The sequence below is a fragment of the Pseudomonas sp. GW821-FHT02B10 genome (genome assembly GCF_059421865.1).
Map to the genome: position 1 here is coordinate 144,833 of NZ_JBWKVU010000008.1, position 13,772 is coordinate 158,604.

At 57.6% G+C, this 13,772-nt stretch carries 14 protein-coding genes; 9 read left to right on the forward strand and 5 right to left on the reverse strand.

The features are described 5' to 3' along the window. Nucleotides 1–49: 49 nt before the first annotated feature. Nucleotides 50–745, forward strand: coding sequence for a response regulator (locus AC07VU_RS18505; protein ID WP_007931358.1), 696 nt, complete (start codon nt 50–52; stop codon nt 743–745). Nucleotides 746–778: 33 nt separating this feature from the next. Here the strand turns inward: AC07VU_RS18505 and AC07VU_RS18510 are convergent, their stop codons facing one another. Next, the gene (locus tag AC07VU_RS18510) at nt 779–1,819 is read right to left on the reverse strand and encodes a patatin-like phospholipase family protein (protein WP_007931359.1); all 1,041 of its coding nucleotides are present in this window, start codon (nt 1,817–1,819) and stop codon (nt 779–781) included. A 263-nt stretch (nt 1,820–2,082) separates the two neighbouring features. On the opposite strand from AC07VU_RS18510, the gene AC07VU_RS18515 reads away from it, so the two are divergent. The 3 genes from AC07VU_RS18515 to AC07VU_RS18525 all read left to right on the forward strand — a co-directional run bounded on the left by AC07VU_RS18515 (nt 2,083) and on the right by AC07VU_RS18525 (nt 4,178). Further along, a complete protein-coding gene (locus AC07VU_RS18515) occupies nt 2,083–2,361 on the forward strand; it encodes a hypothetical protein (RefSeq protein ID WP_007931360.1) in 279 nt (92 codons plus the stop codon). A gap of 144 nt (nt 2,362–2,505) precedes the next feature. Further along, nucleotides 2,506–3,273 carry a CHAD domain-containing protein gene (locus tag AC07VU_RS18520; protein WP_009044975.1) on the forward strand — a complete coding sequence of 256 codons (768 nt, stop codon included), beginning with the start codon at nt 2,506–2,508 and terminating at the stop codon, nt 3,271–3,273. 107 nt (nt 3,274–3,380) lie between these two features. Next, nucleotides 3,381–4,178 carry an acyl-CoA thioesterase gene (locus tag AC07VU_RS18525; RefSeq protein WP_277589372.1) on the forward strand — a complete coding sequence of 266 codons (798 nt, stop codon included), beginning with the start codon at nt 3,381–3,383 and terminating at the stop codon, nt 4,176–4,178. 7 nt (nt 4,179–4,185) lie between these two features. On the opposite strand, the gene AC07VU_RS18530 is transcribed toward AC07VU_RS18525, so the two are convergent. The 3 genes from AC07VU_RS18530 to AC07VU_RS18540 all read right to left on the reverse strand — a co-directional run bounded on the left by AC07VU_RS18530 (nt 4,186) and on the right by AC07VU_RS18540 (nt 7,072). Further along, the gene (locus AC07VU_RS18530; protein ID WP_495030226.1) at nt 4,186–4,548 is read right to left on the reverse strand and encodes a terminase; all 363 of its coding nucleotides are present in this window, start codon (nt 4,546–4,548) and stop codon (nt 4,186–4,188) included. 150 nt (nt 4,549–4,698) lie between these two features. Next, nucleotides 4,699–6,180, reverse strand: coding sequence for a methyl-accepting chemotaxis protein (locus tag AC07VU_RS18535; protein ID WP_053262175.1), 1,482 nt, complete (start codon nt 6,178–6,180; stop codon nt 4,699–4,701). Between the two features lie 85 nt (nt 6,181–6,265). Continuing rightward, a complete protein-coding gene (locus AC07VU_RS18540) occupies nt 6,266–7,072 on the reverse strand; it encodes a TatD family hydrolase (RefSeq protein WP_274304269.1) in 807 nt (268 codons plus the stop codon). 236 nt (nt 7,073–7,308) lie between these two features. Here AC07VU_RS18540 and AC07VU_RS18545 point away from each other — a divergent pair, with 236 nt between their 5' ends. The 3 genes from AC07VU_RS18545 (at nt 7,309) to AC07VU_RS18555 (ending at nt 9,833) form a co-directional block, all read left to right on the forward strand. Next, a complete protein-coding gene (locus tag AC07VU_RS18545; RefSeq protein WP_053262173.1) occupies nt 7,309–8,730 on the forward strand; it encodes an MltF family protein in 1,422 nt (473 codons plus the stop codon). A gap of 102 nt (nt 8,731–8,832) precedes the next feature. Further along, the gene (locus AC07VU_RS18550; protein WP_007931371.1) at nt 8,833–9,267 is read left to right on the forward strand and encodes a DoxX family protein; all 435 of its coding nucleotides are present in this window, start codon (nt 8,833–8,835) and stop codon (nt 9,265–9,267) included. Nucleotides 9,268–9,524: 257 nt separating this feature from the next. Further along, the gene (locus tag AC07VU_RS18555) at nt 9,525–9,833 is read left to right on the forward strand and encodes a hypothetical protein (RefSeq protein ID WP_037035956.1); all 309 of its coding nucleotides are present in this window, start codon (nt 9,525–9,527) and stop codon (nt 9,831–9,833) included. Between the two features lie 81 nt (nt 9,834–9,914). Here the strand turns inward: AC07VU_RS18555 and AC07VU_RS18560 are convergent, their stop codons facing one another. Beyond that, a complete protein-coding gene (locus AC07VU_RS18560; RefSeq protein WP_007931372.1) occupies nt 9,915–10,544 on the reverse strand; it encodes a response regulator transcription factor in 630 nt (209 codons plus the stop codon). A gap of 610 nt (nt 10,545–11,154) precedes the next feature. On the opposite strand from AC07VU_RS18560, the gene AC07VU_RS18565 reads away from it, so the two are divergent. Both AC07VU_RS18565 and greB read left to right on the forward strand, forming a co-directional pair. Further along, nucleotides 11,155–12,915 (forward strand): hypothetical protein, encoded by a 1,761-nt coding sequence (locus AC07VU_RS18565; RefSeq protein ID WP_495030227.1) that lies wholly within the window; start codon nt 11,155–11,157, stop codon nt 12,913–12,915. A 379-nt stretch (nt 12,916–13,294) separates the two neighbouring features. After that, nucleotides 13,295–13,768, forward strand: a complete 474-nt coding sequence (gene greB / locus AC07VU_RS18570) for a transcription elongation factor GreB (RefSeq protein ID WP_009044968.1) — start codon at nt 13,295–13,297, stop codon at nt 13,766–13,768. Nucleotides 13,769–13,772: the final 4 nt, after the last annotated feature.

The following is a 13,772-nucleotide window of genomic DNA, read 5'->3' on the forward strand; positions in this document are numbered from 1 at the left end:
GCCACGCCTGCGCTACTCTTGCGCCACTTATTTGTCTTGAAGCGAAACCATGAGCCAGACCGCGACCATCCTGGTCATCGATGACGAGCCGCAGATCCGTAAATTCCTGCGCATCAGCCTGGTGTCCCAGGGCTACAAAGTGCTTGAAGCCGGCACCGGAAACGAAGGTCTGGCCCAGGCGGCGCTGAACAAGCCGGACTTGCTGGTGCTCGACCTCGGCCTGCCGGATATGGACGGCCAGCAGGTGTTGCGCGAGTTTCGCGAGTGGTCGGGCGTACCGGTGCTGGTGTTGTCGGTGCGGGCCAGCGAAGGGCAGAAGGTCGAAGCGCTGGACGGTGGCGCCAACGACTACGTGACCAAGCCCTTTGGCATCCAGGAGTTCCTGGCGCGTATTCGTGCGCTGTTGCGCCAGGCCCCCGTCGGCGAAGCGCAGGAAGCAGCCCTGGATTTCGGCCCGCTGACCGTGGACCTGGCGTATCGCCGGGTACTGCTCGACGGTGCCGAAGTGGCGTTGACGCGCAAGGAATACGCCGTGCTGGCGCAACTGGCACGGCACCCGGGGCGGGTGATCACCCAGCAGCAACTGCTCAAGGATATCTGGGGGCCGACGCACACCGAGGACAGTCACTACCTGCGTATCGTGGTCGGGCATCTGCGGCAGAAGCTGGCGGACGATCCGACCCGGCCACGCTTTATCGTGACCGAGGCCGGGGTGGGGTACCGGTTGCTGGGGGCGGAGGAGTGAGCGGGCTGCTGATAGAGGGATCGTGACGCTCTTTCAATTCAGTTCGTTCTCGTAGCGGTCCAGGGTGTCGCTGGCAATTTCCCGTCCCAGTGCGATCAGCTCCGGAGCCTTGTAGAACTCGAAGAAACGGCACACCCGCTTGGGCACGTTGATCAGGATGTCCGGCGGGTAGCCGGCGATCTTGTACTGGGCCAGCGAGGTCTGCATGACCTCGAAGCTCTGGTTGATCAGGTCCAGCAGGGAAGCGGGGCCGACGTTATCGATAATGAACGAGCCTGTGGCCGATTTCGGGGCACCATCGGTTTCCGGAGCCGCGGCCGGTTGCTGCGCCTCGGGCTCGGCGGATTCGATCCAGGGGTTGCCGATGTCGGCGGCCTCGCTGCGCAGCGCTTCCTGTTCGAGCAGCAGCAGTTGTTCGGCTTGCTTGCGGCGAAAGGGCAGGTGCGAGCCCAGGGAGTTGATCAGGCTGTCGAAGCGGCTCTTGAAGGCGGCGGGGCGCTGGATCACCGGCAACTGGTAACGACGCTGGTTGGTCGAGTTGAGGTTGACGGCGATGATCAGGTCGCAGTGGCTGGAGACCACCGGCACGATGGGCAGCGGGTTGAGCAAGCCGCCGTCCACCAGCATGCGATTGCCTTGCATGACCGGGGTGAACAGGCTGGGGATCGCCGCCGAAGCCCGCATGGCCTGGTGCAGACAGCCTTCCTGGAACCAGATTTCCTGCTGGTTGGTCAGGTCGGTGGCCACGGCGGTGTAAGGGATGCGCAGGTCTTCGATGTTGATTTCGCCGACGATCTTGCGGATCTGGCCGAATACTTTCTCCCCGCGTATCGCCCCCAGGCGAAAGCTGACATCCACCAGCCGCAGCACATCCAGATAGTCCAGGCTTTCGATCCAGCTGCGGTAGTCGTCCAGTTTGCCGGCGGCGTAGATACCACCGACCACCGCTCCCATGGAACAGCCCGCGACACAGGCAATGTCGTAACCACGTCTTTCGATTTCCTCAATCACCCCGATGTGGGCGTAACCCCGGGCACCACCAGAGCCCAGGACCAGTGCGACACGCTTCTTCATGACTCGATCCTTCGCCAGACAGGTTTCCACAATGCACCCATCGAGGGTCTCGGTTCAATCACTGACGGCCTCTGCGGGCCTTGGACAGAGGGATTTTTTCCAGTGTTTTGCCGCATGGGGTTATGCTCGCGCGGCTATATTTTCCCTGACGAGCCAAGGCACTTTTAGTGGCGGCGATCGTCTTACGTTCACGATTGTTTTTATTGTTCGCAATTGCTTCTTATCGTTCACGACTGTTTCCCCCCTACCTTGAGGTGTCATTGATGAAAGCCTGGATCTGTCTACCGTTGATTGCATTGGTACTCGGTGGTTGTGCTGGCAAGACCGCCTATCGCGACAGCTGCGGTACGCAACTGGATGCGGCCTGGCATGAACTGGACCTGGCCAAGGCCGAAGGTTTCGCTGGCACAGTCAGCTATTCCAAGGCCCTGTCGCTGCTGACCGGGGCCAAGACCCAGCAGCAATTCGAAGCCTTCGAGGGCTGCACCAAAAAAGCCGAGAAAGCCCGTTTCTATATTCGTGAGTCGCGCGCCGGCCGCTGATCGCAAGGCTGCCGTTTGCCGCTAGACTGAAGAGCGCTCTTCAGTTTCCGTCTCGCAGGCGTCGTGAGCGCGCCTGCCAGTCATGCCAGGGCCCGGCCGCAGTCTTTGTGCTGCGAGCCGGGTCATTCGTTTCGGGAGTCAATGATGTCTGCCTTGGTTGATCGGTTGGTGGCACAGGTGTTGGGGCTGGAGGTGCGCTTGCTGGCGTGCCAGGCGCGTTTGCAGGCGGTGACCGACCCCGAGGCGCTGCACGATCTGCGTACCACGGTGCGCCGCTTGCGCAGCCTGTTGCGAGCGTTGCGTGGCTTGCCTGGTGTCGAGCAACTGGAAGCGGCGGCTTCGGCGGTCGGGCAACTGACGACGCCGTTACGCGACCGTGAGGTCCTGGCTGCGTACCTGCATCAGCATGACTACCATCAGGCCGCGGAACGCCGTACCGCGGGGCTGGCGGATGAATACCGGACAGTGGCGACGGGCTCCGAACTCCAGCAGCTGCTGCTGGTGCTGGATGCCTTCCCGCGTTTCCTGCGGGCGGCGCAACGTCAGGAGCTGTTGCGCGGTTTGCGCAAGCGCATCGAAAAGCGCCTGTCCAAGCAATGGAAGGCACTGGACGAGGCCCTGCACGATCCGGCTCATGATCGGCATCGTTTGCGCCTGCTGATCAAGCGTGTGCGCTACGCCGCCGAGGCTTATCCCGAACTTGCCGAACTGTCGCCCAAGGCGGTCTCTCGCTTGAAGGCCGCTCAGGGCGCACTGGGCGACTGGCATGATTGCTGGCAATGGCTGGCCCAGGCCGAACGGCAGGCGGACCTGTTGCCTTGTGTTCCGGTCTGGCACGCCACCATGCACAAGGCCGAGGGTCGTGCCGATCGGGTGCTCGACAAGCTGAGCGCGGCCTGTTTCCGTAGCTGACTCCCGGCTGGCGGCTTATCTGTCAGTCTTTTTGGCGGGAACAAGTGCTTTACGCGTGTGCGCTGCTGGTTAAGATCCTCGAACTCTTTTCTTGATCAGAGGTGCTCATGCGCTTTTGCGATTTGCTCGATGCCGTCCGCCACCAACCGTTGGAACTGTCGATTCCAACCGATTGGGCGCAGGGGCGGGCCAGTTTCGGCGGATTGGTGGCGGCTTTGCAGTATGAAGCCATGCGCGCAAAAGTCCCCGCCGAACGTCCGGTGCGTTCACTGGCGATCACCTTTGTCGGTCCGGTCACCCCCGATGTGCCGGTCAGCTTTGAAGTCGAGGTGCTGCGCGAGGGCAAGGCCGTCAGCCAGGTGCTGGGGCGTGCGGTGCAGAACGGTCAGGTAGTGACCCTGGTACAGGGCAGTTTTGGTGCCTCTCGGCCGTCCGAGGTGACGGTTGTCGCCGAGGAAGCGCCCAGCATGAAACATTGGGACGAGTGCCCGGAACTGCCTTACGTCAAGGGCATGACGCCGGAGTTCATGCGCCATCTGGCAATGCGCTGGAGCATCGGTGGCATGCCGTTCACCGGCAACAAGTCGCGGGACATGGGCGGTTGGGTGCGCCTGCGGGGCGACGTCAAGGAAGAACCCCTGACCGAAGCGCATATCCTTGCATTGGTGGACGCCTGGCCGCCGGCCTTGTTGCCGCATCTGACCAGTGTCGTTCCCGGCAGCACCCTGACCTGGACCATTGAGTTCGTGCAGCCGCTGCTGGCGCTGAGCACCCTGGACTGGTGCAAGTACCGGGTGAATATCGAACATGCCCGTGACGGTTACGGGCATGCGGCCGCGGCACTCTGGAGTGCCGAAGGCCGGTTGATTGCGCTCAGCCGGCAGACGGTCACCATCTTCGGTTGAACCCCTCTCAATGCCGGTGGCGCTTGCGCCATGCACGCCACCAGGCGTCGCTGAGGACGAAGCGTGGAAAGGTCACGAATTGTTCTACCAGCAGGCGCTGGACTGCATCTTTACGGTCACTGAACGGCTCGGCGGCTTGGGCCTCCAGGCTATGGCCGTGACGCTGCAGGCCCAAAGCGGCGAGCAGGCCGACCACGCCGATGGCGACGTTGGTGAAGCTCAAGCCGAATACTCCTGAAACCAGCAACAGAAAGCCGACGATGAACAGCGGCACTGCAATCAGGTGCAACACCAGGTTGGTCGGGTTGCGGTGGTTATGCGGGTAGGAGCGCCATTGCCAGGCGGGGAGGTTGGGGTGACGTTTACCCATGACAGTGATCCTTGATTCGTAGAAGCCTATGTATCAAAGGATAGGCCCCACGCGAGGGGGCGGCGAATCAAGGCTGACTATGAGGGCGATAGGTTGGCAGGTTTCGCTCCGGCAGGCAGGCCGACTCCTGCAGGAGCGAAAAGTCGCGGTTTACAGCTTCAATTGACCGATGGCCTTGCTCAGTTCCCCAGCCAGGGTCGCCAGTTCGTTGCTGGTGGTCGCCGAGTCGACGGTCTGTTGCACCGTGTTTTCGGTGACGTCGCGAATACTCACCACGGCGCGATTCATTTCTTCCGCCACCTGGCTTTGCTGCTCGGCGGCCACTGCAATCTGGGTATTGCTTTCACGCATCTGCGCCACGGCCGTGGTGATTTCCGCCAGCGCTGCGCCGGCTTCCTGTGCCTGCTGCACGCAATCGTCTGCTTTGAACGAGCTTTCCTGCATGAAGTCCACCGCGTCGCGGGTACCTGCCTGCAGGGCGGAGACCATCCGGGTGATTTCGTCGGTGGAGGTCTGCACCCGTTTGGCGAGGTTGCGTACTTCATCGGCGACCACCGCGAACCCGCGGCCCATTTCACCGGCGCGCGCCGCTTCGATCGCGGCATTGAGCGCCAGCAGGTTGGTTTGCTCGGCAATGCTGTGGATCACGTTGACCACGCCATTGATCTTCTGACTGTCCTCGGCCAGGCGCTGGATCATCTCGGCGGTCTGTTGCACGCCGCTGGAGAGCCCGGAAATGGACTTCTGCACGCGGCTGACCACTTCCTGGCCGCTGCCGGCGAGGACATCGGCGGCCTGGGAGCGATCCCGGGTGGCGCCGGCGTGCTGGGCGATGTGATAGACGGTGGCGGACATTTCGTTGATCGCTGTCGCGGCCTGATCGGTTTCGCTTTGCTGGCCCAGCATGCCGTGACGCACGTCGTTCATGCTCGATGCCAGGCGTGCGGCGCCGATATCCAGTTGCCGGGCGGTATTGGCGACGGTGTTGACCACCCGCTGGTAACCCGCCTGCATCGCATTGAAGGCGCTGGCCATCTGGCCGACCTCGTCCGTGCACGACAGGGGCACGCGGGCTGACAGGTCGCCGGTCTTCTCCACATGCAGCATCACATCCTTGAGGGTGTTCAGTTGGCTGAGCAGGAAACGGATCAACAGTTGCGAAGCACCGAGCATCGCCAGCATCAGAATGAACACGGCCACCGCGTACTGGCTGAAGCGTTCGCTGAACACCTGATGCAGGCTTGGCCCATGGGCAAGCACCGCAATCCGTTGGCCATCGGCCCGGGGCAGCACCTGCGCGCCGATCAGAGGGTTTTCGCCGAACAGCGGCATTTCATCGAAGGCCACCCATCCATTGGCATTGCTCAACTGCGGCAGGGAGCGCTGGTCGAGGCTGGGGATCTGGCCGGCCGCGAAGCTCAGCAGATTCTCGGCATGGGGCAGCGCTTGCCCGGAGGGCCATGCGCCGAGCAGGCTCGCCTGGGCCCTGGCGTTGTTTTGTGAGGCCTGGCTACGCGCTTGCTGCTCCAGCTGGACGGCGTACAGGACCAGTAGCAGGGTGGTCACGAAGGCGACCGCATTGACCGCCCAGAACTTGTATTTCAATGAGATATTGCTGAGCCAGGCACCCATGGAAGGTCTTCTCTGATTAAGCGGAACAGTATTGGCAAGGTGCCATTATTGTGCCGCTATGCAGAGAGTCAAATCTTGATATGCGTCAAGCAATCTCGGGCAAGGCGAAGAAGGCTCGGGCGCTGGCGGTACTGTGGGCCGCCAGCTCTTCCTGGCTCTCGCCGCGATGCAGGGCCACCACGCGCAACACTTCGGTCAGGTAGGCTGGTTCGTTGCGACCGTTCTTCGGCTTGGGGCGCAGGCTGCGGGGTAACAGATAGGGGGCGTCGCTTTCGAGCATCAGGCGACCGCGGGGAATCTCTCGTGCCAGCGGGTGCAAGTGAGTGCCACGGCGCTCGTCGCAGATCCACCCGGTGATGCCAATGTGCAGGTCAAGGTCCAGATAGTTGAACAGCGCGCGCTGTTCGCCAGTGAAGCAATGCACCACCGCGGCCGGCAAGCGGTCACGAAAGTCGCGGACTATTTCCAGCAGGCGCTGGCTGGCGTCGCGTTCGTGGAGGAAGACCGGCAGTTGCAGTTCAACGGCCAGGGCCAGGTGTTCCTCCAGCACTTTTTCCTGTTGCCCTCGGGGGGAGAAGTCCCGATTGAAGTCCAGGCCGCATTCGCCCACGGCCTTGACGCTGCTTTCCTTGAGCAGGCTGCGCAAGCGCTGTGCGCTGTCGGCATTCCAGTCGCTGGCGCAATGCGGATGAATCCCGGCGGTAGAGAACAGTTGGTGGCCACTTTCATCCAGTTGCCGCGACAGCTCGAGTGCCTGTTCGCTGCCCTCGACACTGGTGCCAGTGAGCACCAGTTGGCAGACGCCGGCGGCATAGGCACGGTCCAGTATTGCGCGATGTTTTTCGGCGAAACTTGGATTGGTCAGGTTGACGCCGATATCGATGAGTTGCATGGTGCTATCTCCGCCTGCGGCCGGAAAGCATATCAGAGCTGTAGATTTATAAGAAAAGCCAAGAACTACAACGAGTTGAAGCTGTCTCTTGATGCCGGAAGAAAGGCTGCGGTTGGTTTGCCAGCCGTGGTTGTGCCAGTCTTTCGCATCTTGTCAGCGCTCTAGGCGCTCTGTTTCTGTCGCCCGCGTTTTCGCCATTGCCCGAAAACCCGGACAGTATTCTTCCCGGAGAGCGGATGACGCGACCCTCGGTTTTGCTAGCGTTGTGCTTGTCGTTGCTGCTGCCCCTGCCGGCGGTAGCACGCTTGGCTGGCCCTCCGGAAGCGGCCGTAGCGGGCAAGGTCCGCGACCTGGCGGACATTCGCAGCAGCCGGGTCTTGCGCGTGCTGGTCAACCAGAGTCGCAATAGCTCCGGTGAAGTCCAGGGCCAGGCCATCGGTGTCGAATATCACCGTCTGCGTGCCTTTGAGCAGTACCTCAATGGTCACGCTCGCGACGGTCAGGAAATCAGTCTCAAGATCATTCCCAAAGCCAAGGATCAATTGCTCGGTGCGTTGCAGCGTGGCGAGGGGGATCTGGTCGCTCCGGGAGAGTTGTTGGAGGCGCTACCGGGGCAAGCGGTAAGCCCCAGTGAACCGGTCGCCAGCAACGTGCCGTTGCTGCTGGTGGGAATCAAGGGCGAGCGGCGCTACACCCGGCCTGAACAGCTCTCCGGCAAGACCCTGGCGCTGACCACAGGCAGCGCTGCCGGGGATGCGGTGAGCCAGATCAATCAGAAGCTGGCGCTGCATAAGCTGGCGCCGGTCAAGGTCGAGTGGGTCGATCCGAGCCTGGCAGTCGAAGATGTCCTGGAAATGGTCCAGGGCGGGATCTTTCACCTGACCATCGTCGAGAAGCCCATTGCCGAGCGCTGGGGCAAAGTTCTGCCGAAGCTGCGTTTTGATCGGCAACTGGTCATCAGCGAGCCTGGCGAGGAGCACTGGTTCGTGCGGCGGGATGCCTCGATGCTGCGGGCGAGCATCGATCGTTTCCTGAAGGTCTACAAGGCTCCGGCGGATCAGGATGTTGCGTTCTTGCGCATCTATCGACGCCTGTATCAGGTGCATAACCCTTTGACCCGAGCCGATCGCCAGCGCCTGGAAAAATTGCGCCCGGTATTACAGAAGCATGCCGATGCACAGAACATGGACTGGTTGAACCTGGCGGCGCTGGCCTTCAAGGAGTCGTCGTTGCAGCCCTCTGCCAGAAGCGGCAGCGGCCCGACCGGCCTGATGCAGATCACCCCGTCAGCCGCCCAGCGGGTAGGGGTCAATAACATCCAGACCCTCGATAGCAATGTGCTGGCCGGAGCCAAGTACCTTGCATTGATCCGGCGCAAGTTCTTTTCCAGTCCCAAGCTCAACGAGCGCGAGCGTATGGCATTTGTCCTGGCGGCCTACAACATGGGGCCGGAGCGAGTGCAGGGTATGCGGACCGAAGCCCGGCGACGTGGGTTGAACCCCAATCAGTGGTTTTTCCAGGTCGAGCGCATTGCCATGGAACAGGTCGGAATGGGCGCCGTCAGCTATGTTAATAGCGTCAACAAATACTATTTGGCCTTTGACCGGGAACGCGAATCGTTGGAGCCGCAAGCGCGTAAGGTCGTCTCAAGGAAGTAATCGATAAAGTTGATTGTTATCTTGCTATTTTTGCACTTTTAACATGAGATTTTGTGATTAATATAGCGACCCATTACCCAACACTACAAAGGACTACACAGCATGAGCACACTGATCAAAACCGTACTGAACACTCGTGCAGGCTACGGCCTGACCGTCCTGCGAGTTTTTGTCGGCATCATTTTCGCCGCTCACGGCGCGCAAAAGCTTTTCGGCTTGTTTGGTGGTTACGGATTGGCAGGTACGGCACAGTGGATGGAGAGCATCGGCTTGGCACCAGGACATTTGATGGCGCTGTTGGCGGGCGGTACCGAGTTCTTCGGCGGTCTGGCGCTGATTATCGGTCTGTTGGCACGTCCTGCCGCGTTGGGGTTGAGCTTCACCTTGCTGGTGGCGATTTTCTCCGTGCACATCAGCAATGGCCTGTTCATGGCGAACAATGGTTATGAGTTCGCCCTGGCTCTGCTCGGCGGCACCATTGCGGTTCTGATCGAAGGCGCGGGCAAATTGTCACTCGATGCGGCGATTGCCAAGTAACTTCCAGAAAACACCCAAGGCCCGCTTATAGCGGGCCTTTTTCGTTGCTGATTTCGTTATTGGGGATTCTTGACACTACCCCGTCGGCTTCTCTAGGATTGTTACCCATGCGCCGATTTAAACAGCTACTTGCGGGGCGCCAGGTGATTCGGAATATCACCGACAGAAGCTCTACCGGCTTCGAAATACCGCTAAAGCGCTGGTTCGGTGTTGCCTCTCACCTGCCCGGCAGAAAATTGAGGCAGAGACACGACACGATGAATGCACTTCACCCTCCTGTACGTCTTGCGCCAATCACGGCGAATCTTGTTCAGCGCAATCCAAAAATTCTTCTTGGCGGCACACACCAGCCGACATTGCTGCGTTATCTCGATGGCTGGCCACGTCGCAGCACAGGCCCTTCGGCCTTTCTGATCCAGTTCATTGAAGACGGCGAGTCCTTGGCACGTTTTGCCAACGACAGTTTTGACCTTGCGGTGATACAGGCGCCCAGCTCGGAAAATGCTGCGGAAGTCATCCGGCATCTGACCCGTGTGGCTCGACAGGGGTTGATCACCCGTAGGTAAGTACCGTAGGTGATCAACCTGGCTGTCGAGGTGGGGCGATGTTTCTGAATCCCAGCTAAAGGCTGCATCGATATCAGGGGTTCAAACTACGGAGTTGCGTTTGGCCAGCTCCGCCAGCGCTACCAGATTGGAAACATTGAACCGTTTTAGCAGTCTGACCTTATAGGTGCTCACCGTCTTGTGACTGATCAGCAACGCATCCGCGATTTTCTGATTATTCAGACCGCTTGCCAGCAGTTTCAGGACGGTGATTTCCCGGTCGGTCAGTTGGGCAATCAAGACACTCTCTTGGCAGGCGGCGTTTGTATTCTGTTGCAAGGTGCTGATTGTATCCTCGGGGAAATAGCTATACCCCGACAATATGGCTTTTACCGCATTAGCCAGTTCGTTCAGATTATCGTTCTTGCACAGAAACCCGGCCGCACCGGCCTGCAAACAGCGCAAGGCGAAGTTCTTGGAGTTGCTGGAAGTCAGCACCAGTGTCTTTATTGGCAGTCCAGCGGACTTTATATGGGAGATAACGGAAAAACCGTCGAGGTTGGGTATGTTCAAGTCCAGGATGAGCAGGTCTGGAAGATGCTTGCGTACCAGCTGGACGGCGTCGGCCCCGTTGTCCGCCTCCGCGACGATGTTGTGTTCGTGAGGTTCCAGAACGGTTCTTATGGCGAGTCGAATCAACGGATGGTCGTCGACGATGATGATACTTCCCATGCAAGGCATCTCGATATTTAGGGGGAGGGTGCCCTGCGTATGTTATCCGAGCACTCTGAAAACTAAATCAGACGAATCTGATAGTTGTCATTGTGTGGCTAAGTTATGGTTTAGCCCCGTTTTGATCTGGCCAAGCCCCCCGCTCTCTATGCGTATTATTATCTTTAGACCGACCTCTCACCTGAAAGGCTCTTGGTTATTCAACATGCTTTTACGTCTTGATCGTGTTATCTACTGGTTCGCTCCTTCTCTGTCTATGTTAATGGGGGTGGCTGGTATCGCGCTGTGTTTTTTTGGCTGGCAGCAACGACTAATATTGACAGGAGGGGCTGGAGTAGTATTGCTACTGCTGGCGGGAGGATTAATCATGCTATGGTCGAATTATAATTGGTGGTTGTTCAAGCTCAGCCCGCAGAGGGGCTTGAATATTCCTCTTAAGTGAGGTCGCAGTTGTCAATGCTATCGGTGATAGTAGGATAAATCGAAAGAATTGAGTTTTCTGGTAGTGAGTTGTCGGATAATTCTACCTGGAAAATAGGAGTTATCCAGTTGCTGGCATGTGTTGTTAGGAGGTACTTTTTACTCCGTGCTACATATTTTTAGATGTATAATGGAGTCTAAACCGGCGATGCTGCTACGAACTATTTCCATCAAAAACGCAGAGCAGGAAGTTCTGAACGGTGCGGTGCTCTGCAGTTTTGCAATTCCTATGCTGAGCCGCAATTTTCTTGCCTATAGCTTAAATGAGGGTGCTGAGGTCGGAGAGTCGCGAGTTTATTTGGCGATGCTAAATAAGGCAGGGCAGAGTTATTCGCTGAGCTCGATCGAGGCCGAAGAAGATTGGCGTCAGGTTATTCAAGTCTTCAAGGAAATAGTCACCCATGCGAGCCTGCCTGAGGGGCGACAGCAAGGTGCTGGTGGTAGTACTGATATTCCTTACCATCTGATTGACCTTAAGAATTGTGTGATACCGACAGGGAATCTATCGGATCATCGTTCACTCACCATCAAGAAAAATCTGGTGATGAAGCTCATCTCGTCAGAGGCCTCGGTTGTCTGCCTGCCTGCAATTGACAGCGTTGAACTCGGAGTTCCTGCGCTCGATGTCTCTATTTCCATGGCTTCTCAAGATACTCCTGCGGCACAGGTTGTCGCGGAGCACATGGATGAGGTTTCTGATTCGAATGAGCATCGCTCGCCGGGAGCCGTTGAGGATCTTGAAGGCGATGTATTCGATGGTGCTCCATCCGGATTTGCTCCGATTGGAGATCCAGAGGAGCTCTCTCAAAAGCCAGGAAAAGTTGAGACGGATATAGAGAAGGTTCTTACTGATGCTTCATTATTTACCGAGAGTTTTCAATACGATATGACTGAAGTGCCGACTACGAATGCCGAAAAACATGTCGACTCATCTGAAATTGATGCTCCCTTGTCTGACCATTTGACACCTGAGGTTATCGCTGACCCGTCTGCCAACTCGGAGACCGACATTGGGCGCCTGTCCCAAGGTATACAGAACACATTGGCTGGCTTGGCGGAAGTGGTTCGCGATTTGGCTTCGGAGGAAACGGTGAAATTGATCCAGAGTGATGAGTACGACCTGTCGATATTTGACAGTGTTCCAACTTTGATGGATAGGCAGGTTCAGGCTGCCGCAGATATCGATCAATCCGCTCAAGTTGCTGGGGATGTAACACCGGATGAGGTGGCTGATTGCCCAATCCCCTTAGAGAGTTCACTGGATGAAACGCAGTTTCTGGTGGCGACGCTTCCTGAGGCTGAAGCTGCACTTCAAGGGGCGGATACCGACCACCTACTTCTTGATGTGGAAAGCACTTTGTCTAATCTTGCACTTATGGCGCAGGAGTTGACACAGCAAAAGTTGGTTGCGGTGAAACAACAGGAAGCTTTGGAGCTTTTGAAGGAGCAGTTGCAAGAGCGAGAGCGTAAACTTCATGAAAAAGAAGAGCACCTGCGCCAGGTACAAAGTCAGCTTCAGCAAGAGAAAATCACGATCGATAAATCCGCTGAGCATAATTCCCGAGTGATTGCGGAACGCAGTGCTGCGCTTCAACAGCTGGCTGAAAGTGTAGAGTCCAGAGAGCGAAGTGTTGCCCGGCGCTCTGAACTAATGCAGCTTGAGCAGCAACGCCTTGATGAAATTTCCGCTAAGCAAAGTATTCGCGCAGCCGAACTGGAAAAGAGAGACGCCGGAATCCAGCAAAAAAATACAGAGCTAGTGGAAAGGTTAGCGCAGTTGTCCAGCACCCGTAAGAAGCTCAGCAATATTGTAAAAGGCTTCAATGAGACGGTGACCTTCAATAACAGCCTGCATAGCATATCCAGTACATTGCTCAGCGATGATGAGTAAAGCGCTTCTGCTAGAATTACAGTTCTCTTTTTTAGTGTATTGGGTATTTCAATAAAGCCGCATTTGGCCTGTGTGAAAAGGCGGAGAATGCAGTCAGACGGCGCAAGCTGGAGAGAACTGATGGGGTGTATCCGGTTTTAGATATGTGCATTCTAATGTGGATTCGCACGTGGGTTTGATGCCCCATTGACCTAGCACGACCGCTTTTTCGTACAAAACCCAAGTGGTAGTGTTATCGGCCTGTTCACTCTGGATAGGGCATCCCCGTGAGGAGGTGTGCTGCAGGTGGGTCTATCTCGCTTAGCATTGGTTCTCAAGGTCTCGATTCAACCATAATGCTGAACTGGCTCATAAGGCTCTGCATGGGGAATTTAACCAATTGAGTACCAAGCTCATTACGCAGGAAGGTTTCGAGGCTCTGAAAAACGAGCTGGATTACCTGTGGCGGGAGAAGCGTCCGGATGTGACGCAGAAAGTCACTTGGGCGGCCTCCCTGGGGGACAGAAGTGAAAACGCCGATTATCAATACAACAAGAAACTCCTGAGGGAAATTGATCGCCGGGTTCGCTACTTGCGCAAGCGACTCGAAGACATGAAGGTCGTGTCTTATTCGCCGGAACAGGAGGGTCGGGTTTTCTTCGGCGCCTGGGTCGATATCGAGAATGAAGAGGGTGAAACCAAGCGTTTCCGTATCGTCGGTTATGACGAGATATACGGGCAGAAGGATTACATCTCTATCGATTCGCCCATGGCCCGGGCGCTCTTGAAGAAAGAAGTCGGCGACGAGGCGATAGTGCAGACGCCCGGTGGAGAAATGTGCTGGTGGATCAATCAGATCGAATACGTGAAATGAACTG